Consider the following 24,200-nt stretch of genomic DNA (forward strand, 5'->3'; position numbering starts at 1 on the left):
CGCCCCGTGGGCCTACGGCACGCTCCTCACGCCTGGGCCAAGATCTCCGCATCGGTCATCGCGGCGACCTCGAGGTAGAGGCGGGCGATCGCGATCAGCCGGTCCGGAGTGCCACGGTCGGCTTCCCGCTCGCGCAGGCGCTCGGCCAAGCTCGCAACAGTACGTGTCGCGAACAGGTCCGCGACCAACGCGTGGTCGATCTCCAGCCATTCCCGCACCCGCGCGATGACGGTGGTGGCAAGCACCGAATCACCACCCAGACCGAAGAAATCGTCGTGCACGCCGACCGAATCCGCACCGAGCACCCCGGCGACGATATCGACCAGCGCGGCCTCGATGTCGTTGCGGGGAGCACTGTTTCCGATATCTCCGGTGCCGGGTTCGAGTAGCGCGACCACGGCTCGCCGGTCCAGCTTGCCGTTATCGGTCAGCGGCATCTGCTCGAGAACTTCGACCCTGGTCGGAATCATGTAGCCCGGCAACAGGTCCGCGACCGCGGCCGTGATATCGCCGATCTCGCCCTGATCACCGGCAATAGCGGCTACCAGCTTTGGTGCGCCACCGCCGACGACCGCCGCGACCGCATGCCGGACACCGGGCACCGTGCGCAACGCGCTCTCCACCTCGCCGAGTTCGACTCGGTAGCCACGGATCTGCACCTGATGATCGGCGCGACCGAGGAATTCGATGGTGCCGTCGGGCCAGTACCTGGCCATATCGCCGGTCTTGTACCACCGGATGCCCTCGTATTCGACGAACCGCTCGGCAGTGCGCTCCGGATCGTTGCGGTAGCCCGCGGCGACATTCGCACCGCCGACCCAGAATTCACCGGGTACCCAGTCGGGACAGTCCCGGCCGGCTTGCGAAACGACTCGGCACCGGACATTGCGCAGCGGAACGCCGAACGGCACTGTCGCCCACTGCGCGGGCGGTTCACCGACGACCTCGCAGATGGTGTTGTGGATGGAGGTCTCGGTGGCGCCGCCCAGTCCGGAGAACCGGCAACCAGGCACCTGCGCGGCCAGCCTGCGAGCCAGATCCGCACCCACCCAGTCGCCGCCGAGCGTGACCGCTCGCAACGAATCACCCAGTTCATCGCCACCGATCTCCAGCACCATGTCGAGCATGCTCGGCACGCAGTTCAGGATCGAAACCCGATGGTGGCGTAGCAGTTCCACCCAGGTGGTGGCTTCGGCACGCTGCTCGGGGTGGACCGCGACAAGTGATCCGCCCACCGAGAACATTCCGAATATGTCGTAGACCGAGGCGTCGAACTCCAAGGCCGACAGTGCGAGTACGCGATCGGCACTGCCGACCTCGAACCACTCGTTCACCGCGTCGATGGTGTTCATCGCGCCTCGGTGCGGCACGTCTACACCCTTGGGCATACCCGTCGAACCGGAAGTGAAGATCACATAGGCGATTTCGCCGGTGTCGGGGAAGACCGGGGCGGCCAGCGGCTGCGGCCAGTCGCGCACAGCGTCGATGGCCAGGGACGGGATCGGTACGCCCATATCCGCGCCCGACTCCGTCAACGCCGCGACGATCGACCCGGTGCGTAGGATTTCGGCGCGCCGACCGACCGGCTGATCGAATCCGATCGGCACGTAGGTCGCGCCGACCGCGAGCACACCGAGCACGGCAAGAATCTGGTCCGGCCCCTTGGGCAGTTGGACGGCCACCGCGTCACCGGGTCGCACCCCCTCCGCGTGCAGTGCACCCGCGACGGCGAGCGCGTACGCGGCGAGTTCCCCGTAACTCCATGCCCCTTCGTCGGCACCGATCCCCCACACCACTGCTGGCGCGAGGGGATTCGCGACCGCGTATTCGAAGAAGCCCTGATGTAGACAGCGCCCGCTGACCGGCCCGTCGGTCGCGTTGACCGCCGCCCGAACCTCGGCCTGGGCGATCGGCAGCCGAACCGCGGCCTCCGCATTCCAGCCCGCATCCCCATCGCCGAGCCGTCCGATCGCCTGCGTGTATCTGGCGAACATGGCGTCGATCATGCCTTCCGGGAACGCCGATTCGCGGACGTCCCAGTTGAGCAGCAGTCCGCCACGCACCTCGGTGACCTGAGCATCCAGCAGCACCTGTGGACCCTGCGAAATAATCCACACCGGGTCACCGAAGGTTTCGGTGACCCGGTCGGCGAACAGCTCGCCCAGGTTCAGCGCACTGGTGTAGACGACCGGCGCCAGCACCGGCTCGCCCCGATGCCTGCCAAGGTCACGCAGCACCTCCAGCCCGGAATACGCTGTGTGAGCACCGCTTTCGTGCATGCTGCGCTGTAGCGCGCGGGCACGGTCGGCCACCGACAGGTTCTCGGTGACGTCGACCTCGAGCATGATCGACGAGGTGAAGTCGCCGATCACCCGGTCGATATCGGGATGCACCGGTTCACGTTGGAACAGCGGCACATTCAGCAGAAAACGGCTCTGCGCCGACCAACCACCGATCGTTTCGGCGAATACCGCCGCCAGCGCCATGGCCGGCGTGATGCCGCGCCGGTGCGCCGCGGCGAGCAGGCGCTGCTTGGCCTCCGGCGCCAGCCAGTGGTCGTAGCGGACGGTGCGGTGCGGTGCGGTGCGCTCACCGACCGGAACGGTCGGAAGTTCCGGTGCGCCGGGCAGTTCCGGCAGCCGCTGCTGCCACCACTGGCGGTCGCGCTCACGTGCGACGGCGTCGTCCTCGCGCTCGGTGCGATAGTGCCGGTAGCTGTAGCCGGGAGCGGGCACGGTCGCGCCGTGGTACAGCTCGGCCAGCTCGGAGATCAGTACGCGATAGCTCATCGCGTCGCCCGCCAGCATGTCGACGTCCAGATGCAACCGGGTGCTGTGCTCGTCGCGCAGGGTGAGCGTGATATCGATGACCTGGCCGTCCTCGATGGCGAGGCGCTGATGGGTTTTCCGGTCGCGCAGCTCGACCAGCGCGGCTTCGGCCGCCTCCGTCGCCAGTGCACGCAGGTCTGCCACCGCGAAAACGGGTCTGCCAGGCGCAGGCAAGGTCTGCTGCGTACCGTCCGGCAGGAACCTGGTGCGCAGCATCGGATGGGCCGCAACGAGATCCGCCACCGCGCGCTCCAGCCGCACGGGATCGATACGGCCGCCGTCGAATTCGACGTAGAGATGGGCCGCGACGCCGCCGAGTTCCTGCTCGTCGGAACGACCGATCCAGTACGCATGCTGCATGGTGGCCAGCGGGAAGGGTGCGTCATCAGCATTCGGCTCGACGGGCGCCGAGGCACCGACCGGCTCGATGTCCTTCCCGACTTTCTCGGCACCGAGCAGTCCGTGCCAGGAGTCCACCGTGGGGCCGGCGGCGAGCTGGGCGAAATTGATATCGACACCCCGCTTGCGCCAGCCGCCCGCCAGCTTCATGGTGCGGATCGAGTCCAGCCCCAGCTGGATGAGGTCGTCGTGATCGGCGATGTCACCGACCGGGAGCCCGAGCTGGGCCGCCACCGCGGCCCGAATCTCGTCCTTGCTGATTCCCGCCGGGCCGTCGCTCGACTGTCGTGCCGACTCCATTGCGCTCACGCCCCTGCACCACGGACGGCGACGAAGACGCGCTGATCGAGCATGGCCACCGGATGGTCGCCATCGGGCAGCACGAGTGTCGGTGTGAGACCGGCCGCGAGGAGCTGGTCTTGCCATTCACGCTCGGTCAGGAAGATCCGGTCGGTTCCGGCCCGCACATCCGTCAAGCCCGCATGCGGGTGACCAGGGCGTGGCGACATAAGGAAGTGCACAGAGGTCAACTGCTGGCAGTGCGCATGACACGTCTCGATGATCACCACCGCACCACCGGGGTTGAGCAGGTCGTGCACCTGACCCAGCGTCTCCCCGATGTCGTAGGCGTTGTGGAGCACATTGGCGGCGATCACGATGTCGTAGCGCGGCTGCTGTGCCAAATCCGCGTTCATGTCCACGATTCCGTATCGCATCCACGGATATTCGGCGAAACGTTGCTTCGCGGCGTCGAGGAAGAAGGTGGACACGTCGGTGAAGTGGTACTCGACGGGCAGCCCGGACAGTGCGGCCGTGACGTCGTCGGTCGTACCACCGATCCCGGCACCCAGTTCCAGGACCCGGACCGGCGACCGGTCGTGCCGCAACCCGTCGACGACATCGGCGACCGCCCGGCCCGCGGCCAAGTTCAGGTAGCGGCTGCTGAGGTTGTCCCGATAGGCGGCCTCGGCGGTCGCCATGTCCCCGTTGGGGAACAGCAATTCCTGCACGCGTAGCCGATCCTGGGCGAGCTCGATCAGGTGTTCGTCGGCGGCGGCCAGGAAGGTCGCGAGTGGACGTGAGTAGCCGAGATCGGTGCACACCTTGAACAGATCCGGCCGGATCGGCGACGGTACAGGACGCAGATACCGGTAGCCGCGATCCGGGTCGTGGTCGAGGCAGCCGTGCTCGGCAAGTGCTTGCAGCCATTGCCGCAGCAGCCATTGATGCCGCTGTGCGAAGTCCAGTCGCGTCGCTATCTCGTCCACGGTGCGGTGGTCATGGTCGGACAGTGCCGGTTCCAGCGCCGCCATCATGGCGCGCAATCCGAATAGATCCATATCACGCCGCGCCGAGCGGAACAGTTCGACATCCAGCTCACGCGGAACGGCATGCTCGGCCGCCAGTCGCGCCCGCTCGATGCGATCCGCGGATTCCGGTACCGGTACCGGTACCACGCTGTCGGCGGTGCGCACCGAATTCGTCGACGGCACCGGATCGATGGCGACCACAGGTCGCACCGGAGCACCCGGCCGAGTACCGATCAGCCGAACCACATCGTCGAGGGATGCGCCACCGATAAGGTCCGCGACCGGCAACTCGTACTGGAATTCGCTCTTCACCCGCCGACGCAGCTCCAACGCCTGCAGGGAATCGAGGCCGATCGCCACCAGTGGTTTGGTGCTGTCGATCATGTCGAGGTCGTCGGCGCCGATGATCTCGGCGAGCACCCGCACCATCCACTCCGGCACATCCGTCCCGGCACTCGCCTGGCCGGGGACCGAGATCGGCAGGGGCGCGTCGCTGACGACACTCGGTGTCGCCAATCCAGACAGCACCGGACCGTAACCGAAGGCGCCGAGCACCGAGCGCCCGCGATCCCAGTCGAACGCCGCCACGATCGCGTTCTGTCGCAGCCCACCGAGCCCGAGTGCGATAGCGTCCGCGGAACGCATCGGAAGGTAGCCCACCTCAGCCAGTTTCGTGATGTCGGAGTCACCCCTGCCCTGGAAGACCGCCCATTGTCCCCATTGCACTGAGACACAAGGCAGCCCTTCCGCACGACGACGGTGCGCGAAGGCGTCGAGCATCCGGTTGGCCGCCGCGTAGACCACAGTCCCGCGCCCACCGAGCGTCGCCGCCAGTGAGGAGCACAGGACGACCTGGCAATCATCCACCCTGGCAAGCGAATCCAGCACATTCGCGATGCCGACGACCTTCCCACGCAAGGCGTGGTCGACTCGTTCGGGCGTGATCTCCGCCAGTTCGAGTTCCGCGATAGTCGAATTGTCCGCCGCCGCATGAATGATGAGCTGCGCAGGCGCGTCCCTGAGCTGATCGGCCATCCGCGAAACCGCCGCGCTGTCACCGATATCGCATGGTATGACCCGGATCTCGGTGGACCCCATCGCGCGAATCCGCCGCAACCGTTGCGCCACCGCCGCGGTCTCTCCCGACCTGCTCACCAGTGTGATCTGCTTGGCACCCCGACGCACGAGGTGCTCGCAGAATTCCAGTCCGAGACTGCCGGTGCCGCCGGTGATCACGACGCTCTCGGGTGTGGCGAGCCCAGTGATCGCAGTGCGATCGGCTTCGGTCAGCCGCTTCGCGTACAGATTGCCGTCGCGGAGCGCCAATTCCGGCTCCTCGGCCGTGTGCAACGCCCCGATGATCGCGGGTACGGAGTCCGGACCCGCCTGCCCCGACGCCAGATCCAGGTGACGGAATGCGATACCGGGGTACTCCGTGCCAGCCGATCGAAATCCCGCACCGGCCGCGGCATGCACCGGATGCGGCGCACCGTCCCCGGGGACCACCGCCTCACCGCCGACGGTCACCAGCCAGTACTCGGTCACCGCCGCATCGGGTTTGGACCACCAACGCCGCTCCCCGAAGAACTCCGAGGTCGCGGCGACAGCGGTCGATCCATCCATCTCGGGCAGGCCGGGCAGCAACACCACGACAGTGTCGACATCGCCTTCGCCGCTGCCTGTTTCACCATCGATCAGCCGCGCGGTCAGGCCCTGGCTCGTCGCGTACTCACACAGCGCAGCGGCAAGTTCCGCGTGTCCTCCGGTGTGATCGATGATGCCGAGGGCGCGCGGCGGCGTCATCGAGCGTTGCACCAGCCGAACCCAGTCTTCGACAAGAAGCTGTGGGGTCGCGGTCGTCGGCTGGGCCGAGGTCGTCGTCGGCTGGGCCGAGGTCGTCGACGGCTGCGCCGAGGCGGTCGGCACCTGCGCCGGAGCGTGGGCGACGACGGACTTGGCTCGCCCGAGAGTGACATCGTGCGGCATCCACAGCGTCATCTCGTTCATCCGCACATTCGGAAAGTCCGACAGCGGCAACCGCACGGGGGCATCGGATTCGGCGCGCAGGCATTCCCACCGGTAGTTCAGATCATTGACCGCCAGACCCGCCAGGCTCCTGGTGAATTCGGCCAGATCGGTCGCCGTCCGGCTGGAAGTACCTGTCACCGTGGTGGAGCGCTGCGCCGCGAACTCGGCGAGGCTCTCCTCGACCGCCAGCTGCAACGTCGGATGCTCGGCGAGTTCGACGAACGTATCGACATCGCGCGCGACCGCCTCGGCGATGGCCCTGTCGAATCGAACGGTATTGCGGAGGTTCCAGAACCAGTACTCGTCGACCGGAAGGTCCGAGGTGATCGCGCCGCCGAGAGTTGCCCCGAGGCAATCGATATCAGTGTCGAGGAAGTGCGAGTTCTCCAAACGGCTGTGCACGGCATCGCGAATCACGTCACGGAACTCGTTGAGCATGCTGGTGTGCGCCGGGTAGCGAACACGGATGAGGCGAGCGAACCTGCCGCGTTCGGCGAGTACCTCCACGAGGGTCTGCACAGTCTCGCGATCACCGGAGATCCCGACCATCCGCGGCGAATTGACCACCGACACCTGAGCCCATCCGGACTGTCGCGCCAGCAATTCCTCGCACTCGTCACGATCGGCGGCGACGACCGCCATCGCGTATTTATCGGACGAGATCTTGTCGACCGCGCGTGCCCGGGTACCGACGACGACGATCGCGTCGGAGAGGGCCATCGCGCCCGCGAGGTAGGCCGCGGCGATTTCGCCTTGACTGTGCCCGACCACCGCGTGCGGCTCGATGCCCACCGATCGCCACATCGCGCCGAGCCCGACCATTTGCATGAACAACGCAGGCTGGACGATCTGGGCGTTGTCGTCTGCTTCGGCCTCGCTGTCGAGCAGGTAAGGCAACGGTGATTCGTCGAACAGCTCCCGGAAGATCGCGTCACAGCGGTCTACCTCGGCGCGGAATGCGGGCACCCGGTCGTAGAAGAGTCTGCCCATGCCCGGCCGCTGACTCCCCTGCCCCGGCAGCACGTAGGCAAGCCGGTGTGCCGCAGCGGGTTCGGTCGTGCGGACCACCAACGGGTGTTCATGACCGTTCTGCACCGATTGCAGCGCCGCGCGGAGTTCGTCCCGGTCGGTCACCATCGCAAGGGCACGGTGGCGACGCACGACCCGAGTCCGGAACAGCATGTCTGCGACCCGCTCCGGCGAAACCTCGGGGCGATCGGAGACATAGGAGAAAATGGCTGCGGCCTCAGCGCGCAACGTGCCAGGGGTATCCGCCGACAAAAGGACCGGAACCGATCCATCGGGCAGTCGATAGTCAGAAATCGTCGTTCTCCTCACAAACGGGCATCGCGATAATCGCGTGCGCGTTGGACCCCGCCGCACCGAACGAGGACACCGCGCCGTAGCGGACGCCGTTCGTCGGTTCCCATGGCTGTAGTTCTGTGGCCAGCCGCAGACTCGACCGGTCCCAATCCACCCGCGTGGTGGGGTTTTCGGAGAACAGCGTCGCCGGAATCCGACCATGTCTGCCGGCAAGGAGCAGTTTGATCAGCCCCAGCATTCCCGCGGCGGCCTGCGCATGACCGGCATTGGATTTCACCGAACCGAGCAGCGGGCCGGAACCCGCTGCGCCGTAAGTGTTCTGCAGTGCGATGAGTTCGACCGGATCACCCGCTCGAGTGGCGGTGCCGTGTCCTTCGATCATTCCCACATCGGCCGGATCGATGCCCGACTTCTCGATGGTTTTACGAATCAACCGTTCCTGAGCATCGGTGCGGGGCACCAGAATCGGTTTGCCCTTGCCGTTGTGGTTGTGGTTGGAACCCAGGATGCGGCCGTAAATCCGATGCCCCAATTGCCGGGCGCGCGACTCACGTTCGATGACGACAATGCCCGCACCCTCGCCCCACAGCGTGCCCGTGGCGTCATCGGAATACGACCGGCAGTGTCCGTCGGTGGATAGGGCGTTGAGCTTGGAGAATTCGTAGAAGACACCCGGTCCGCCCATCACGCACACCGCGCCGGCCAGCGCCCATTCGCAATCTCCGTCGCGCACAGCGGCGGCGGCGAGATGAACAGCCGTCAAAGACGAGGCGCAGGCCGCGTCGACGCTCATCGACGGCCCGGTCAGCCCGAGGCAATGCGACACTCGCCCGGCTGCGGCCAGCAATCCGTAGCCGATGGTCCGATGTCCGGTGTACTCGTTCGGTTCGGCGGCGATCGGACCGTATTCCATCGGAGAGCAGCCGATGAAACAACCCGCGTCCTCGCCGGCGAGATCACCCGGATTGATGCCCGCGTTCTCGAGCGCTCGCCACGCCACGCGCAACGCAACCCGCTGCTGCGGATCGGTCACGATCGCCTCGCGCTGTCCGATACCGAAGAAGGCCGGGTCGAATTCGGCTGCGCTGTCCAGGAATCCGCCCGCATCGCTGACCGGGCTCCAGCCTTCGCGCTCGGCTACCGAAATCAGGTCATCGATCGGCCAGCCGCGGTCCCTCGGAAACGGTCCGACCAATTCCTTGCCCGCTTCGAGCGCCGACCAGAAAGATCCTGGGCTGTCGATACCACCCGGCGCCTCGATGGCCATACCGGAAATGACGATGTGATCGACGTCCTGCGCAGTTGCTGATGTCACCGCTGATCCTCTTGATTTCATACCGTCGAACCGGGCTGCGCCTGCTTGGCAAGCAGCTCCGCGATGGCGTCGACGTGGTGGTTCAGATAGAAGTGCGCACCCTCGAAGATCGTGACCTCGACATTGTCACCGTGGCGGTGCCAGCCGTGTAGATCCGCCATCGAGACGATCGGATCCCGATCGCCGCCGATCGCGTGGATTCTGGTCCCGACTCGGATGTCCTCCGGGCAGGTGTATGCCTCGGAGGCGCGGTGATCGGCCTTGATGGCGGGCAGCGAGAGCCGGATGATCTCCCGGCTGGCCAGGACATCGGAATGGATGCCCTCGAGCATGATGAGGTGGTCGAGCAGTTCGTCGTCGTCTTCGGGAGTCGGCTTCCGGTATGCGGCGCGGGAGGGGGCCACCGCCGCCGAAACTGTGAGCTGGCGGACGTCGATACCAGCGGCAAGGGCGAGCCGGACGAATTCGAAGGAAACCAGCGCGCCCATGCTGTGCCCGAAAACGACAATCGGTACATCGCGGTTGTATCCGGATAACCGGAATTCACCGAACGCACCGGCGGCAATATCCTGCAGCGAAGTCAGCGCCGGTTCATTCGCGCGATCTTGACGGCCCGGATACTGGAAGATGATTACATCGAAATTCTCGCTGAACGCTTTCGAGAGTGCGCGATACGCGGACGCCCCGGCGCCGGCGTGCGGAAAGATCAACAGCGGCAGCCGCTCGGGCGAATCCGGCTTGTGAAACTTCCTTATCCATCCCGGTTTGTGCTGCATAGTGCTACCCACTTTCGAATGCTTGTGCCGACAACCAGGGCGCAAGCAAATCCGCGAACCGATCGATACATGTTCCGCCGCCACAAAACTCGGCCGAAATGTTAGGTAAGGCTACCATAACTATCTGATCACTTGTCCACTGCTCCAACGAGAGCCGCGACACTGCGACCCCACAGTTCGACCAGACGGTCGATGTCGGATTCGGTGAACAACGCATCACTCCAACGCCAGGTCACCATCAGTTGCGGGCCATCGGAGGTGGTGTGGACGGCGGCGATGAGACCGAGCGAATAGCGCAGCGACAGATCGGGTTCCGGCGCGATCGGCAGCGCACCGGTCAGCGCCGGGTCGGTGACCATCGACCATGTCCGATCGGTATGACCGCCGAGATCGACACGACCCAGATAGTTGAATTCGACCTCGGGGCCGGGCGCATCGCTCAGTTCGGGAACGCCGAGCACCGAATGCAGCAACCCGAAATCGAGACCCTGCTCGGGCACCGATGCGATATGCGCGACAACGGAATCCAGCAGAGCGCGGCCCAATCGCGGATCCGCTTCGGCACCTTCGACATCGATCGCGACCGGACCCGCGCCGAGTCGGACCGGGAAGGTAGTGGAGAACCAGCCGACTGTGCCGGACGTATCGGCGCCGACGACCGCGTCGGCGCGGCCGTGGCTCTCCAACCCGATGAGCGCACCACCGGTGTGGTCCTGGCCGCGTTCGCGCCGCCAGGAAACCAGGGTCATCGTCAGCGCCGACAGCAGGAACTCGCGGACGCCGTCGGCCCTGGTGAGCGTGCCGAGGATCCGCGCGGAGGTCGATACCGGCAGATCGGCCGAGGTGAGGTGCAAGGTGGACCAGGTATCGGTCTGCCGCGGCTTGCGGCTACCGACAGCGGGATCCGGACCGCTCACCTGCTCGATCCAATAGTCGCGCTGAGCGAGCACTTCGGGGGTTTCGGCCCGCTGCCACATCAGCTGCGACCACCGGCGATACGTCGTCGGCTCGGCGATCGCCTTCGGCACCGCACCGGAGACGACCTGCTCCCACGCCGCGGCCAGATCGGCCATCAGAATGCCCCAGGACACCACGTCGACGGCCAGGTGATGGATGGTCAGGAAGAGCAGGTCACGCTCGGGCGCACCGCGGAACCACACCGCGCGCACCATATCTCCGGCATGCGGGTCGAGACCGTCGATCGCGGCGCGACCGGCCGTGGCCACCGTATCCGCGAAAGTGTCCGCCGGGCCGTCGAATTCCAGTCGGGTGAGGACATCCGAGGCAGCGATTCGACCAGGCTCACGGGTGACCAGCCGCGGACCGTCCGCGGTCTCCTCCAGTCGGGACCGCAGTGTGTCGTGCCCGTCGAGCATCGCCTGCAACACCGCTTCGAGATCGGCGCTGGACATGCCGTCGGGCAGCATGAGCAGGACATGTTGGGCGATGCGGCGAAAGTTGGGCTGCCGGTTCATCCAGGAAACGATCGGCAGCGGCAGTACCTGTCCGTAGTCGTCGCCGCGCTCGGGGTGCGATGCCACCTCGTCCGCACGACGATCGATCGCGGCGGCGAGATCACGAATCGTGGGGGCCGCCAACACCATGCGCACATCGATCGCGAGGCCATGCCTACGCGCCTGGTTGACCATGGAGATCGCCACGATGCTGTCCATGCCGATGGCGAAGAAATCTTCGTCGACGCCGGGTGCGCGGCCATCGAATACCTCGGCGAGCACCTTGGACAAGCTCTGCTCGGTCGCCGTGCTCGGCTCGCTCGAGCTCGCCTGCGCGCCGTCGCCGGTGAGCGTCCGCTCGGCGAGAGCGGCCAGTTCGCGTACATCGAGTTTGCCGTTGGCGTTCACCGGCAAACGAGACTGCACCACCAGGCGGGCGGGAATCATGTACGCGGGCAGACGATCCGCGAGCGCGAACCGCAAACCGACCGGATCCGCGACCCGACCGGGTTCGCACACCACGAAGCAGACCAGGCTCACGGCGTCACCGCGGCGCACCACTGTCGCGGCCGCCGCCGCGATACCGGGCAGTGTCCGCAATGCCGTTTCGACCTCGCCGATCTCGATGCGATAGCCGCGGATCTTCACCTGATCATCGGCACGTCCCAGATAGCCGAGTCCGCCATCAGGCAGCCTGCGCACCAGATCGCCGGTGCGGTACATCCGTCGGCCGGCGACCAAAGGATCGGCGATGAAGCGGGCCGCCGTCATACCGGGACGATCGACATAGCCGCGAGCCAGCTGCGGACCGGCGAGATACAGCTCTCCGACCACGCCGACCGGCACCGAGCGCAACCTGGAATCCAGGACATAGGCCGACATTCCCGCGGTCGGTCGACCGATCGTCGGCACCGGCGAGCCGACGGCGGCGGGGGTGACCACATCGGCGACCACCGCTTCGACTGTCGTCTCGGTCGGGCCGTAGCAGTTGTGCACCGCCACGTCGGGCAGTGCGCGCAAGCGGTTCCACAGCTGGGTATCGATGGCCTCACCACCGAGGGCGAGTACGGCGGGCGGCTGGTCGAGCAGCCCCGCCGCAGCGAGCTGCCGGAACATCGATGGTGTCGTATCGATCATGTCGACGCCGTGCCGAACCATCCCGTCGACCAGTCGGTGCGCATCGCGCATATCCGCATCTTCGAAAAGATGAATGCTGTGACCGTCGAGCAGTCCGATCATCGGCTGCCAGGAGGCGTCGAAACTCAGCGACCAGGCGTGCGCGATCCGCAGCGCGCGCCCCAACCGGGCCACAGCGGGGCGGTAGACCCGTTCCCGATGATCGGCGAAGTAGCTGACCACAGCCGCATTGCTGTTCGCGACGCCCTTTGGCTCACCGGTCGAGCCGGAGGTGAAGATGATGTAGGCGCTGCGCGACGGATGCCGCGCGAGCGTGGGTGCGACCGGGGTCGCAGCGGCAATTCGCGCTGCGACATCAGGATTGTCGAGATCGAGTACGGTCATCGACCCGAGATCGACGCCATGGCCGTCGGCCGCGAGCACCAGTGCGGGCCGCGCCTGTCGCAGGATGGACTCGATGCGGGCCGGCGGCAGTGCGACGTCCACAGGTACGTAGGCCGCGCCTGCGGCGAGCGTCGCCAGGATCGCGACGATCGCGCGTGAGCTGCGCGGCAGGTACAGGGCCACAACATCTTCCGGGCCGATACCGTGCGCGAGAAGTTCACCGGCCAAGCGCAGCGCCTGGTCGTGCAACTCTCGATAGGTCAGGCGGAGTGTGTCGGCGGTGAGTGCGACGGCGTCCGGAGTCGCGGTCACTTGACGCTCGAACAGCTCGAAAACCGTTGCTTCCGCGTCATGGTCGGGCAGTTCCGGGGTGGTGTCGGCGAGCAGCCACTCGGTGTGCGCGACATCCGGCAGCACGTCGAGATCGTCGGTGGGCAGTTGCGCGCTGTCGGGCAGCCGACGCAGGATGGCCAACATGGCGGCGCCGATATCATCGGGCAGATACGGCACCGACTCGCGCATGGCCTCGACCACGACGGCGAGTTCGTCACCGTGGACGTGCGAGACGACCGTGAGCGGATAGTGCGTGAGGTTCTTGCTCATCATCGGCCGGAAGGTGACCGCTCCGACGGTATTTGCCACCACCGCGTCGTCCATCGGCGCGTTCTGGAAGACGAACATCGTGTCGAACATCGAGCTGTAACCGGCCGCACGTTGCACCGACGACAAACTCAGATATCCGACATCCCGCATCGCCGCCGACTCACGCTGCAAGCGAGCACATTCGGCCGCGACCGCTGCCGAGGGATCGACGCGGAAAGCCACCGGGATGGTGTTCAGGAACAGGCCGATCATGCGCTCGACCCCGGTGATCTGCTCCGGGCGTCCGGTCACGATCGTGCCGTAGACGACGTCACGGCGATCGGTCAGCCGGGAGAGCAGGATGGTCCAAGCGAACTGCACGACCGAGTTGAGGGTCAATCCGTGTTGGCGGGCCCAGCCGCGCAGCCGGGTGGTGTCATCGGCGTCGAGTACGAATCGAGTGACCTCGGCCTCCGCGGGCGCCTCCGACGTCCTGGCGATGCCCATACTGCTGCCGCCGTCGCCGATGATCAGCGGCCCGCTCAGTTCGGCAAGATGTTCGGCCCACCAATTCCGGGCCGCCGACATGTCTTTGGCGACGAGCCAGCCGATGTAGTCGCGGTAAGGCCGCACCGGCGGCAGCACATCCGCGTCACCTCCGCCGAGGTAGAGCGCCCGCAGTTCACCGAACAGCAGTCCGAGCGACCATCCGTCCATCAGGATGTGGTGGATCGTCATGATCAACCGCGATCGTGCGGTGCCCGCGCTGTCGGGCGGCAGGGTCACCAGAGTGGCCCGCACTGAAGGCCCCCGGCCCAGATCGAACGGGCGTTGCCGTTCCTCGGCCTCGACTGCCTCGAGTTCGTCCACTCTCGCAGCACGTTCGGTCCAAGGCAGTTCGACCCGACGTGGCACGATCTGTACCGGCTTGGGCACGTCCCGATCCCAGAACACCGCGCGCAGATTCGGGTGGCGTCGCAGCAGCGTTTCGATGCAGCGACGCAGCAGTTGCGCATCCAGCGGGCCGTCGATATCGACAACGAACGGGATCGTATATACGTCTTGCCCATCGCCGGTCAGCTGGGACAGCGATAGCAGCCCCTCTTGCAATGGACTGAGCGCGAGCACATCCTCGATCTCAGCAATGTCCTCACTCATACCGTTCTCCTGCCTCGCTGCCCGTCCGCCGCATCACCGACAGGCCCTGATCCCTGGGACGTCGAGACGGACGTGTCGACAACTCCGCGAATTCGTCGGTGGCAGCACCTTTGGTGGCGCCCGCACCGGTCGTGGCGGTCGTCGACACGGCTTTCGCCTCGCCGAGAGGCAAGGCTTGCCTAACTCAGAGTGATGGTAGCCCACGTCGACGCCGGGACATACATATGTGGTTTGGCTAACCTAATGACACATGCCGCGGGAGTCCTCCACATGTCGTCCCATCGCGCGGGCAGCTAGCTAGGTTAGCCTTAGCTGACTCAATAGGTGGCTCGACGAGCCGGGTCTGGGAAATTTCCCGATGATGGAGGTTCAACGATGAAGTCTGCGCGGACATTCAGCAGATGGGCACGGGCGGCGGGTGTCGTGCTGACCGGCGCGATGGCACTCGGTCTCACAGCGTGTGGGTCAGCCGACGACTCCGCCTCTGGTGGCGAGTCCATCACGGTCGCGCACGTCCGCGGCGAGACCACGATCAGTGGCACGCCGGAAAAAATTGTCGTGCTCGGCAATCAATGGCTGGATACCGCACTGGCGCTGGGCGTTACGCCGGTCGCCTATGTCGACAACGTCGCCATTCTCTCCAAGAGCACACCGCCGTGGCAGCCGCTGATCCCCGAGTCGGCCAAGAAGTTGGACACCACCGGAAATATCGCCGAACAGGTGGCGGCCCTGGAACCCGACCTGATCCTGGCCGATTCCTTCATCGCCGATCAGAAGAACTACGACGACTTCTCCAAGATCGCTCCGACCCTGCCCGGACTGAGCAAGGAGATCGTCACCCCCTGGCAGGATCTGGTGACCACCCTCGGCAAAGTGCTCCACAAGCCGGATGAGGCGACCAAGGTCATCGACGGTGTCGACACCAAGCTCGCCGCCATCGCACAGGCGAATCCGGGCCTGAAGGGCAAGACCTTCGCCAGCACCTGGCTGGGCGGCCCGACCCAACTGATGGTGCTGACCGACCCGAATGACGGTTCCGGCAAGGTTTTCGCGCAGCTCGGACTCGGCATCCCGAAAAACCTGACCGATCTGCCGGCCAGCCAGGGCCGTGTCTCGCTGTCGCCGGAGCGGGTCGATGAGCTGACCGCCGACCTACTGCTGGCCGGTTACACGCCAGGAATGGACGAAAAGTACCGGCAGCTACCCGGTTACGCCGATCTGCCCGCGGTCAAGAAGGGGTCGGTCGTCTTCCTGACCACCCAGGAGATCACCGCGGTCAACCAGCCGACCGCGCTCTCCATCCCTTACATCTTGGACAAGCTGACGGCCGCACTGGTCAACGCCGCGAAATAAGTAGTACCGACCGCCTCGCTCCCACGACGAATCGTGCGAGCGAGGCGGTGAACGCGATCAGCGTTGCGCCGCCCACGAACTCTGGAGTGCGGCCAGTGCGTTCGCGTCCAGCCCGGACGTCGTCATCGGTGCGTGCTGTTGTTCGTCGGCCGCGCCTTCCGACAGCGCCTCAGGTGGATTCGCGATGGCCTCATCCACCGCTGCGGCCAATTCTGCGATCGTGAAGTACTCGAACACCAGTTGCGGAGTCAGCGGCAAGTCTGCCTCCGCCGCCCTGGCCGCCCACTTGATCGCGATGACGCTGTCGCCGCCCAGTCCGAAGAACCCGTCCTCGCGACCGACGTCGGTGATCTCCAACAGTTCTTCGAGGATCGCTGCCAGCGTGCGCTCGGTGTCGGTCTGCGGCGCAACATATTCCGATTCGGTCGCCAGGGCCGCCGGGGCGGCGTGCCGGACCACCGAACGGCTCATATCCCAGCCATCGGGTAGCACGTCGAGGTCGCCGACGGCCCGGTCCGGTTCGTCGACGAACGCCTGCAGAACCTTGACCAGCACGTCGGCGAATACCTGGCCGGTCGCGGCCTCGTACAGATCGGGATTGACGACCACACGTGCCATGAGATCGCCGTTGGTCTCCACCGAATAGTCGAGGTGGAAATCCATGAACGAAACGTCGTAGTACCCGGCGATGCCACTGAGCTGCGTCGAGCCGTCCGCGGTGAAAGGCACCGGCGTCGGGCGGTGCCGGAAGTGCATCATCACCTGGAACAGCGGGTTACGCGACAGCGAGCGGGCCGGATTGAGCGTCTCGACCAACCGCTCGAAAGGCACGCCCTGGTGGCTGATCGCATCGAGCCCCACACCACGCGCCCGGTCGAGCATCGTGCGTGGTGTCGGGTTGCCCGAGACATCGTGCCGCATTACGACAACATTGGCGAACAGGCCGATGAGTTCATCGGTGGTCTGGCCGATCCGGTTGGCGACCGCGGCACCGATCGGGACATCGTCGCCGCCACCGAGCACGTTGACCACCGCCGCGCTCACCGCCTGACACAGCATGAACTCGGTCGCGCCGAGCTCTTCGGCCCTGGCGCGCAGCGCATTCCAGGTCGCGGCCGGCACAACTCGGGCCGCGCTGAAGCCATTGCGTCCGAGCACGGGTGGGCGCGGATGGTCATGAGCGACTGCGATCTCGTCGGGCAGTCCCGCGAGCGTGTTGCGCCAATAACCCAGCTGCGCCTGACCATAGGCACTGACCTCGCGGTCGGCGCCACGGTCGAAGATCTCCCGCTGCCACATCGCGAAATCGGCGAACTGGATGGGCAATTCGGGCCAACCGGGCGCAGCGCCACCGGACCGGGCCCGGTATGCGACGGTGAGGTCGTCGATGAAGATCTGGCACGACCGCATATCGGCGATGATGTGATGCATCAGGATCGAAAGCACATGGGACTGGGGATCGAGTTCGAGCACCCGCAGCCGGATCATCGGTTCGGCGGCCAGGTCGAATACGTAATCCCAATCAGCGGCCAGTTCCTCGGCCAGCTCGGCATCGACATCAGCGGCGCCACTGAGCCGGACCAGCGGGACCGGCACCGGCCCGGCCGGTGCCACCAACTGATAGGGCGTGCCTTCGTGTTCGGGGAAGGTGGTGCGCAGCGACTCGTGGCGGGCCACGACGTCATCGATGGCGGCGCGCAACGCGTCGACATCGAGCGGTCCATCGAAGCGGACCGGGTAGCTGACGTTCTCGCCGTCGATCGCACCCTCGAGCCGCCGCTGGAGCCAGTAGACACGCTGCGAGTAGGACAGCGGAATGCGCTCCGGGCGCTCCCTGCGCACCAATTCCGGCTTCGCAGCGCGTGATTCGGGGACCGGGGTCGGCTCCGCGGTCTCGCCGGGCGTATCGAAACCATCGACCTCGTCGAGGTCGATGTCGAACTCGTCGCGGAAGGCGGCGACCAGATGGCCAGCGAGGCCGGTGACGGTCGGCTTGTCGAACGGCACGCGCATGTCGATCTCGATGCCGAATTCGGCGCGGATCATGGTGATCAGCCGTGCCGCGAGCAGCGAATGGCCACCGAGTTCGAAGAACGAATCGTCGGCGCCGATCCGGTCCCGGGTGAACAGGGTGCCGAACAGCCCGGCGATACGAATCTCGGTCGGGGTCTGCGGCTCCCGATAACTGCGTGCCTCGGCGAAAGCCGGTGCCGGCAGGGCTCGCTTGTCCAGCTTGCCGTGCGCGGTGAGCGGCACCTCGTCGATGACGACGAAAGCGGCGGGCACCATGTATTCGGGCAAGGTCGCGGCGACGTGCACGCGGAGCTGGTCGAGATCGACCTCGGCACCCGGCACCGGTACGACATACGCGGCCAAGATGGGTCCGAGCGTCTCGTGCTCGGTGACGATCACGACACAGTGCGCGACCGCGGAATGGTCGGTGACGGTGGCCTCGACCTCACCGAGCTCGATCCGGTGTCCACGGACCTTGACCTGTTCGTCGGCGCGACCGATGAATTCGATCTCACCCGCGGCATTGCGGCGAGCCAGATCGCCTGTGCGATACAGCCGCCCGCCCGTCAGGAATGGATCGGCGACGAATCGTTCCGCGGTCAGACCGGGCCGGTGCAGGTAGCCACGCGCCAGCTGTCGGCCGCCGAGGTAGATCTCGCCGACCACACCCGAAGGAACCAGCTGCATGGCGTTGTCGAGCAGGTAGAGGTGGACGTTCTGGTTCGGCATACCGATCGGCACGATCCCGGTGCCCTGCGGGCCGTCGACTGCCATGTGTGCCGAACACACCACCGCCTCGGTGGGGCCGTAGTGGTTGCGCAACTCCGCGTCGAACTGGGTGGCGAACCGGTCGGCCACTTCGCCGGGCAGCGCCTCGCCGCCGACCGGCACGTGTCGAAGCGTGCGCCAGTCGTTCACCTCAGGCAGTACCAGGAAGGTAGCCAGCATCGAAGGAACCATGTGCAGCACCGTGACGGCCTGGCGGGTGATCAGATCCGCGACATAGGGGATGTCACGGTAGGCGTTCGGTTTCGGAATCACCACCCGCGCACCGGCGGTCAGCGTCACGAAGATATCGAGCAGCGATGCGTCGAAGCTCACCGAGGTCGACTGAAGAACCCGGTCCTGCTGCGTGAGATCCCACTCCGCATTGAAACCCGACAGGTGTTCGGCGATCGCATCATGCGGCACCGGAACGCCTTTCGGCTTGCCGGTGGAGCCGGAGGTGTAAATGACATACGCGGTGTTCGACGGGTGCAACGGCGTCGTGCGGTCCGCGTCGACCGGATTGTGGTCCGGCAGCGCGGCGGCGTCCTGCTCTGCCGCGGCTGCCGTCGCCATGTCCAGGGTCAGCTTCGGACGGGCATCGCCGAGCAGGTATTCGGTCCGTTCGTCCGGGTAGGCAGGATCGATGGGCAGGTACGCGGCACCCGCCTTCAGCACGGCCAGGGTGGCGACGACAAATTCGACCGAGGTGGCCATGCGCAGCGCGACGAGATCCTCGGGACCTACACCACGCTGGATCAGCCAGTGCGCCAAACGGTTCGCGCGCTGGTTCAGCGCACGGTAGGACAGTTCGACCGCGTCGGAGGCCATCGCGATGTGCTCGGGCGCCACGGTGACCTGCCGCTCGAACATGGCGACCATGGTGGTCGGCTGCTCCTCGACGAGCGCACCATGCGAGATCGCCAGCAGATTCTCCCGGTCGACGTCGCCGAGCAGGTCGAGATCGCGGACCCGCTGCCGGGGGTCACCCAGCGCGCTGTCGAGCAACTGCACGTAGTGGTCGAGTAGCTGAGCAACCAGCGATCGCTCGAGCTCGTCGACCCAATAGGTAGCCTCCACCCTGGCGCCCGCATCGTCCAGCACGATCATCAGACCGAGCGGCTCCTGCGCGACAACACTGCCGAGCGTGAGTTCGTTCGCTTCGATTCCGGGTAGATCGAATCCGTTCGCCGCGCCGCGCACGCTGAAACTGAGCTGGACCAGCTGCTCCATGGCGTCGCTGCCCGCCACCCGCTCCGGGCTCACCGCCTGGATTACGCGATCGACGCCGACGTCCTGGTGGGTGAACGCACCGACACAGGAGTCGCGGGTCCGGTCGAGCACCGCGGCGAAGGTGTCGCCGCCCTCCGGTGTCGCGCGGATCAGCACTGCGTTGCCGAAGTATCCGATCAGCGCCTCCGCGCCGGCGTCGCGGCGGTTGGTCACCGGCATCGAGACCAGGAAATCGGTTGCGGCGGTATAGCGGTGGACCAGTGCCTGAAAACCGGCGAGCAGCACCATGAACGGAGTCGCCGAATGCTCCCGCCCGGCCGCGGTCACCAAGTCCATCAGCTCCGGCGGAAGCTCCCGCACGCAACGGTCCGCGCTCTTGGATACCGCACTCGCCCGACGGCTCGGCAGTTCCAGTCGCTCCGGCAGCGGGGTCAGCGCGGTGCGCCAGAAATCCAGGCCCGCGCTGTCATCGCGATCGGCCTGCCCGGTGACCTCGACATCCACGTACTGTGCGCGGATCTCGGGCAATACACCTTCGTCGCGGTAGGCCGCGTTGAGCTCGGCGAAGAACACCGGCCAGGAGTCGTCATCCCAGCCGATGTGGTGGACGACGAGAACCAGCACGTACGAGTCGGCACCGATACGGATCAGCGTCGGGCGCAACGGCAGATCGGTGGACAATTCGAATGGGCGGGCGAATTCGCGACGCGCGAGCACTTCCACCCGCCGCTCCCGGACACTCTCCGCCAGGTCGGTGAGATCGTGCTGTTGCCAGGAGATCTCGGCATCGGCGCGAGAAACCTGGTACGGCTCACCGCTGTCGTCGACGTGGTAGGTGGTGCGCAACACCTCGTGACGGGCGACGACGGTGGCGAACGCGGTGTGCAACCGCTCCGGATCGCGCAGCCCCTCGAGCCGATATGCCACGCAGATGTTCAATGTGGTGTCGCCCGGATCCAGCCGCTGCAGGAACCACATCCGCTGCTGCGCCGCCGACAGCGGGCTGCGCTCGCCGCCGCGCCGGGTCGGCACCGCCGGATCATGGGACGCAGCCTGCACACCGTGCTCACGCATCCGTCTCTGTAGCAGCTGCTTTCGGCGCTCGAGAATGTCGTCTGCCATGTTCGTCCTTCGAATCGTCTGTCAGGCTTGGTGTCCGGGTGCACCGGACGGGCGACGGTTGACCATCGAGGTCACTGATCGGTGAGATAACCACCGCGCGCGAAGAATTCGGCTCCATCGTGCTCAACGCCGTCCGATGTGCGCACCCGCGTGATCACCAACGCACGGTTGTCTCCGCGGTGGGCATCGGCTCCGGTCACCACGGCGCCGCCGCCCTCCTGCACGATGACGCGCCCTGGTGTGCCGCCGTAGCGGGCCCCGGACGGACACGCGGACAGTACCTCGATGCGCTCGCCGCGGTAGTGGGTGAACGCACGCGGGTACGGCTCGGACAATGCGCGCACGAAACGCTCCAGATCCACCGCCGACCAGGTCCAGTCGATCCGGCTGTCGCGGTCGGAGCGCTTGTGGAAGTAGGTGCGCTCGGCCCTTTGCTGCGGCCGCCACACCGCGGTGCCGGATTCCAGCGCGGTCAGCGCCTCGTTGATCGCGTCCGGGATCAGCTCCATCCCGCGCAGCACCAGTTCGGTGCCGGTGTCATTGGGGCCGATGGGAATCGAGCGTTGCACGATGATGTCGCCGGTATCCAGTCCCTCGTCCATGCGGTGCACGGTCAGGCCGGTTTCGGAGGCGCCGCTGATCAGCGCCCACAGCACCGGGGAGAAGCCGGTGAACTTGGGCAGCAGCGAGTCGTGCAGATTCAGGGTGCCGTGCGGCGGCAGGTTGTACAGTTCCGCGGGCATCCAGGTGTACCAGCTGTTGACGACGATGACGTCCGGCTCGACCCGCTTCACGAGGTCGATGGTCTCGGCATCGGCCCGTTCGGTCGCGTGCACCGGAATCCCGTGTTCGCGCGCCAACTCTTCGACCGAGTCCGACCAGATCGCCTTGTAGGACTGCTGGCTGGCCGGATGCGTGACCGCGAGCACCACCTCGTGTTCCGAGTCGATCAGGGCCTGCAGAGTCTTGCGACCCCAGGTCTGGAAACCGAACGACACGATACGCATGAAACCGAACCTTCCCTAGCTTTAACAAAGGTTAGCCTAGCCTACTTTCGGCTGGCCGAGTTGCCCGCCGACTCAGTGGACGCGCAACGCCGAACTCCGGCGCTGCGCCGCGGCCGGGCGGGCGGTAGCCGTCTGCAGCACCCGGTCCGAAAGCGCGCCGAGGCAGCTGAGATTCGGGAAGCCGGGCCCCTGCGTGAGCGCGGCCAAATTCGGCAGATACAACTTGCTGTCCAGCCCCGATACCGCCAGGTCGTAACCGATGGCGGCCTCGATTCGCGCCTGCGTCAGTTCGCCGCCGACCGCGAGCTCGAGCAGGTCAGCGGCGTTCGCGTCGAACAATTCGAGAAACCACAGCGGCCGACCACCGGTCGCGTCGATCACCAGGTCGACGTTGTGCACCTGATCGGGGCGCATCTCGTTGCGCAGCGTCAGCGCAACGCCGTCATCGTGGTCGGCCACGCGCACCACGCGGCCCTGCATGTGGTGAACCCGATTGTCGGCGATCAGACTTTCCTGCACCCGAACCGAGAACACGCCGCGATCCGTGCGCCGGATGACATCCCTGCGCTCCTCGACGCTCAGCGCACCCCACTTGATCGGATCGCTGAAAAGCGAGTTCTCGAAGAAGCTTTCACCGCGGGTGTATATCGTCGCCATCGGCGAGATCACCGAGATCGATAACATGCCGTGGCGGACCAGTTCGTCCAGTGCCGAGCCCGCGGTCTCACCACCGCCGATCACGGCGACCCTGGAGGAGACCGGCAGACTGCGCCGGCCCGCGAGATCCCAGAACTCCGCGATGCTGAGCACTCGGGGATGCTTGGCCAGCGCCTTCTCGCTGCGGCCCGGCCCGGTGATCATCAGGCCGTCCGCGTCGATCTCGGTTCGGACACCGTTGCCGTCCACCGCCGTCACTTCCCAGCCGTCGGCCGACGCCGCGATCGATCGCACTGTGCCGAGGACGAGTTCGAGATCGATCTCCCGAGCGACCCACTGGAGGTACTTGGCCCAAACATGGTGCTGCGGGTTCGGCCTGCCACGATCGATCCACTCGGCGTAGGTGCCGTTCTCGACCAGGAACGAGGTCCAGCTGTGGGCCATCATGGCCTCGTTGATGGCCCGGTTGCGGCCCCGCGCCCAGGTGGAGTGGTACGGGAAGCCGATGTCCTTCTCCGGGCTGGTGCCGAGCCGATGCTGCCCATCGGTCCAGCCACCGCTCGGCAGCCAATTGCCGCCCACCGCTTGGGCTTCGACGACCACAACCCGCGGCGCGGGCAGACCCAGTTCACGCAGCACATGGGCCTTGGCTGCGACCGCCACCGCTTTCGGCCCGGCTCCGACCACCACAAGCGTTCCCACTGGTTCTCCCACTCTCTGACGCGATATCCGTGGGTACGCCCACATCGACCTAACCCGCTCGCCTATGTTTGCATAGCCTTACCTTACAGTGAAAGACGCGTGCTTGACTCAACCATGGGTGGGCGCACACCTGAACGATGGGAATAGACAGATGATCGGAATCAGCCGAAAGACCCTGGGCGCCATCGCGGTCGCGGCCGCGACCCTGACCGGCGCCATCGGCACCGTAGTCACCACCACGGTCGCCGAGGCCGCACCGCTGGTCACGCCGCTGCGCACCAATGCGCTGAGCACCGGTGAGCTGCGCGCCAAACTGGCGGTGGTCTTCAACGCCCGCGCCCCGCGCGCGGTGCGGGCCGCCGAGCTGGAGACGGGCGAGGCAGGCCTGCCCGCGTTCGACCGCGCAGCCGCGCTGATCGCGATCGCGCCCGCGAGCTGGCGCTGGGATGTCGTCGGCCCGGTGAGCGTGGACGGCGATGTGCTCTACGCCAAGCTGCTGACCTCGACCGCGGGCTACGAGCCGTGGACCTTCGATGTGTCCTGGAGGCAGGTCAACGGCACCTGGAAGCTGACCCAGGAGTCGGTGTGCACCATCGGAAACTTCGTCGGCGCGGGCTGCTGAACGTAAACCGCACCGCAACAACCGAAGTGCCC

At 66.1% G+C, this 24,200-nt stretch carries 10 protein-coding genes; 2 read left to right on the forward strand and 8 right to left on the reverse strand.

The genetic code is table 11. The annotated features are described in order from the left end of the window. Positions 1-26: 26 nt before the first annotated feature. The 5 genes from ACFQZZ_RS31480 to ACFQZZ_RS31500 form a co-directional block, all read right to left on the reverse strand. Positions 27-3,527 carry an amino acid adenylation domain-containing protein gene (locus ACFQZZ_RS31480; protein ID WP_378688061.1) on the reverse strand — a complete coding sequence of 1,167 codons (3,501 nt, stop codon included), beginning with the start codon at positions 3,525-3,527 and terminating at the stop codon, positions 27-29. Positions 3,528-3,532: 5 nt separating this feature from the next. Further along, on the reverse strand, positions 3,533-7,846 hold the full coding sequence (gene nbtC, locus ACFQZZ_RS31485) for a nocobactin polyketide synthase NbtC (RefSeq protein ID WP_378687900.1): 4,314 nt from the start codon (positions 7,844-7,846) through the stop codon (positions 3,533-3,535). Positions 7,847-7,880: 34 nt separating this feature from the next. Continuing rightward, positions 7,881-9,224 carry a polyketide synthase gene (locus tag ACFQZZ_RS31490; protein WP_378687903.1) on the reverse strand — a complete coding sequence of 448 codons (1,344 nt, stop codon included), beginning with the start codon at positions 9,222-9,224 and terminating at the stop codon, positions 7,881-7,883. Further along, positions 9,221-9,979, reverse strand: coding sequence for a thioesterase II family protein (locus ACFQZZ_RS31495; protein ID WP_378687906.1), 759 nt, complete (start codon positions 9,977-9,979; stop codon positions 9,221-9,223). The genes ACFQZZ_RS31490 and ACFQZZ_RS31495 overlap by 4 nt, the downstream gene beginning before the upstream one ends. A gap of 128 nt (positions 9,980-10,107) precedes the next feature. Then, positions 10,108-14,694 (reverse strand): amino acid adenylation domain-containing protein, encoded by a 4,587-nt coding sequence (locus ACFQZZ_RS31500; RefSeq protein ID WP_378687908.1) that lies wholly within the window; start codon positions 14,692-14,694, stop codon positions 10,108-10,110. 375 nt (positions 14,695-15,069) lie between these two features. Here ACFQZZ_RS31500 and ACFQZZ_RS31505 point away from each other — a divergent pair, with 375 nt between their 5' ends. Then, entirely contained in the window at positions 15,070-16,047 is a 978-nt protein-coding gene (locus ACFQZZ_RS31505) for an ABC transporter substrate-binding protein (RefSeq protein ID WP_378687911.1), read from the forward strand. A 57-nt stretch (positions 16,048-16,104) separates the two neighbouring features. Here the strand turns inward: ACFQZZ_RS31505 and ACFQZZ_RS31510 are convergent, their stop codons facing one another. The 3 genes from ACFQZZ_RS31510 to ACFQZZ_RS31520 all read right to left on the reverse strand — a co-directional run bounded on the left by ACFQZZ_RS31510 (position 16,105) and on the right by ACFQZZ_RS31520 (position 23,546). After that, complete coding sequence (locus ACFQZZ_RS31510) at positions 16,105-21,180, reverse strand: amino acid adenylation domain-containing protein (protein WP_378687914.1); 5,076 nt, start codon at positions 21,178-21,180, stop codon at positions 16,105-16,107. A 71-nt stretch (positions 21,181-21,251) separates the two neighbouring features. Continuing rightward, positions 21,252-22,187: a methionyl-tRNA formyltransferase gene (locus tag ACFQZZ_RS31515; protein WP_378687917.1), complete on the reverse strand. Its 936-nt coding sequence runs from the start codon at positions 22,185-22,187 to the stop codon at positions 21,252-21,254. Between the two features lie 72 nt (positions 22,188-22,259). Continuing rightward, positions 22,260-23,546 (reverse strand): SidA/IucD/PvdA family monooxygenase, encoded by a 1,287-nt coding sequence (locus tag ACFQZZ_RS31520; RefSeq protein ID WP_378687920.1) that lies wholly within the window; start codon positions 23,544-23,546, stop codon positions 22,260-22,262. Positions 23,547-23,697: 151 nt separating this feature from the next. Between ACFQZZ_RS31520 and ACFQZZ_RS31525 the strand changes: the two genes are divergently transcribed. Further along, entirely contained in the window at positions 23,698-24,168 is a 471-nt protein-coding gene (locus ACFQZZ_RS31525) for a hypothetical protein (RefSeq protein ID WP_378687923.1), read from the forward strand. The last annotated feature ends 32 nt before the right edge of the window (positions 24,169-24,200 follow it).

The organism is Nocardia sp. GCM10030253 (genome assembly GCF_042675075.1).
Lineage (GTDB): Bacteria > Actinomycetota > Actinomycetes > Mycobacteriales > Mycobacteriaceae > Nocardia.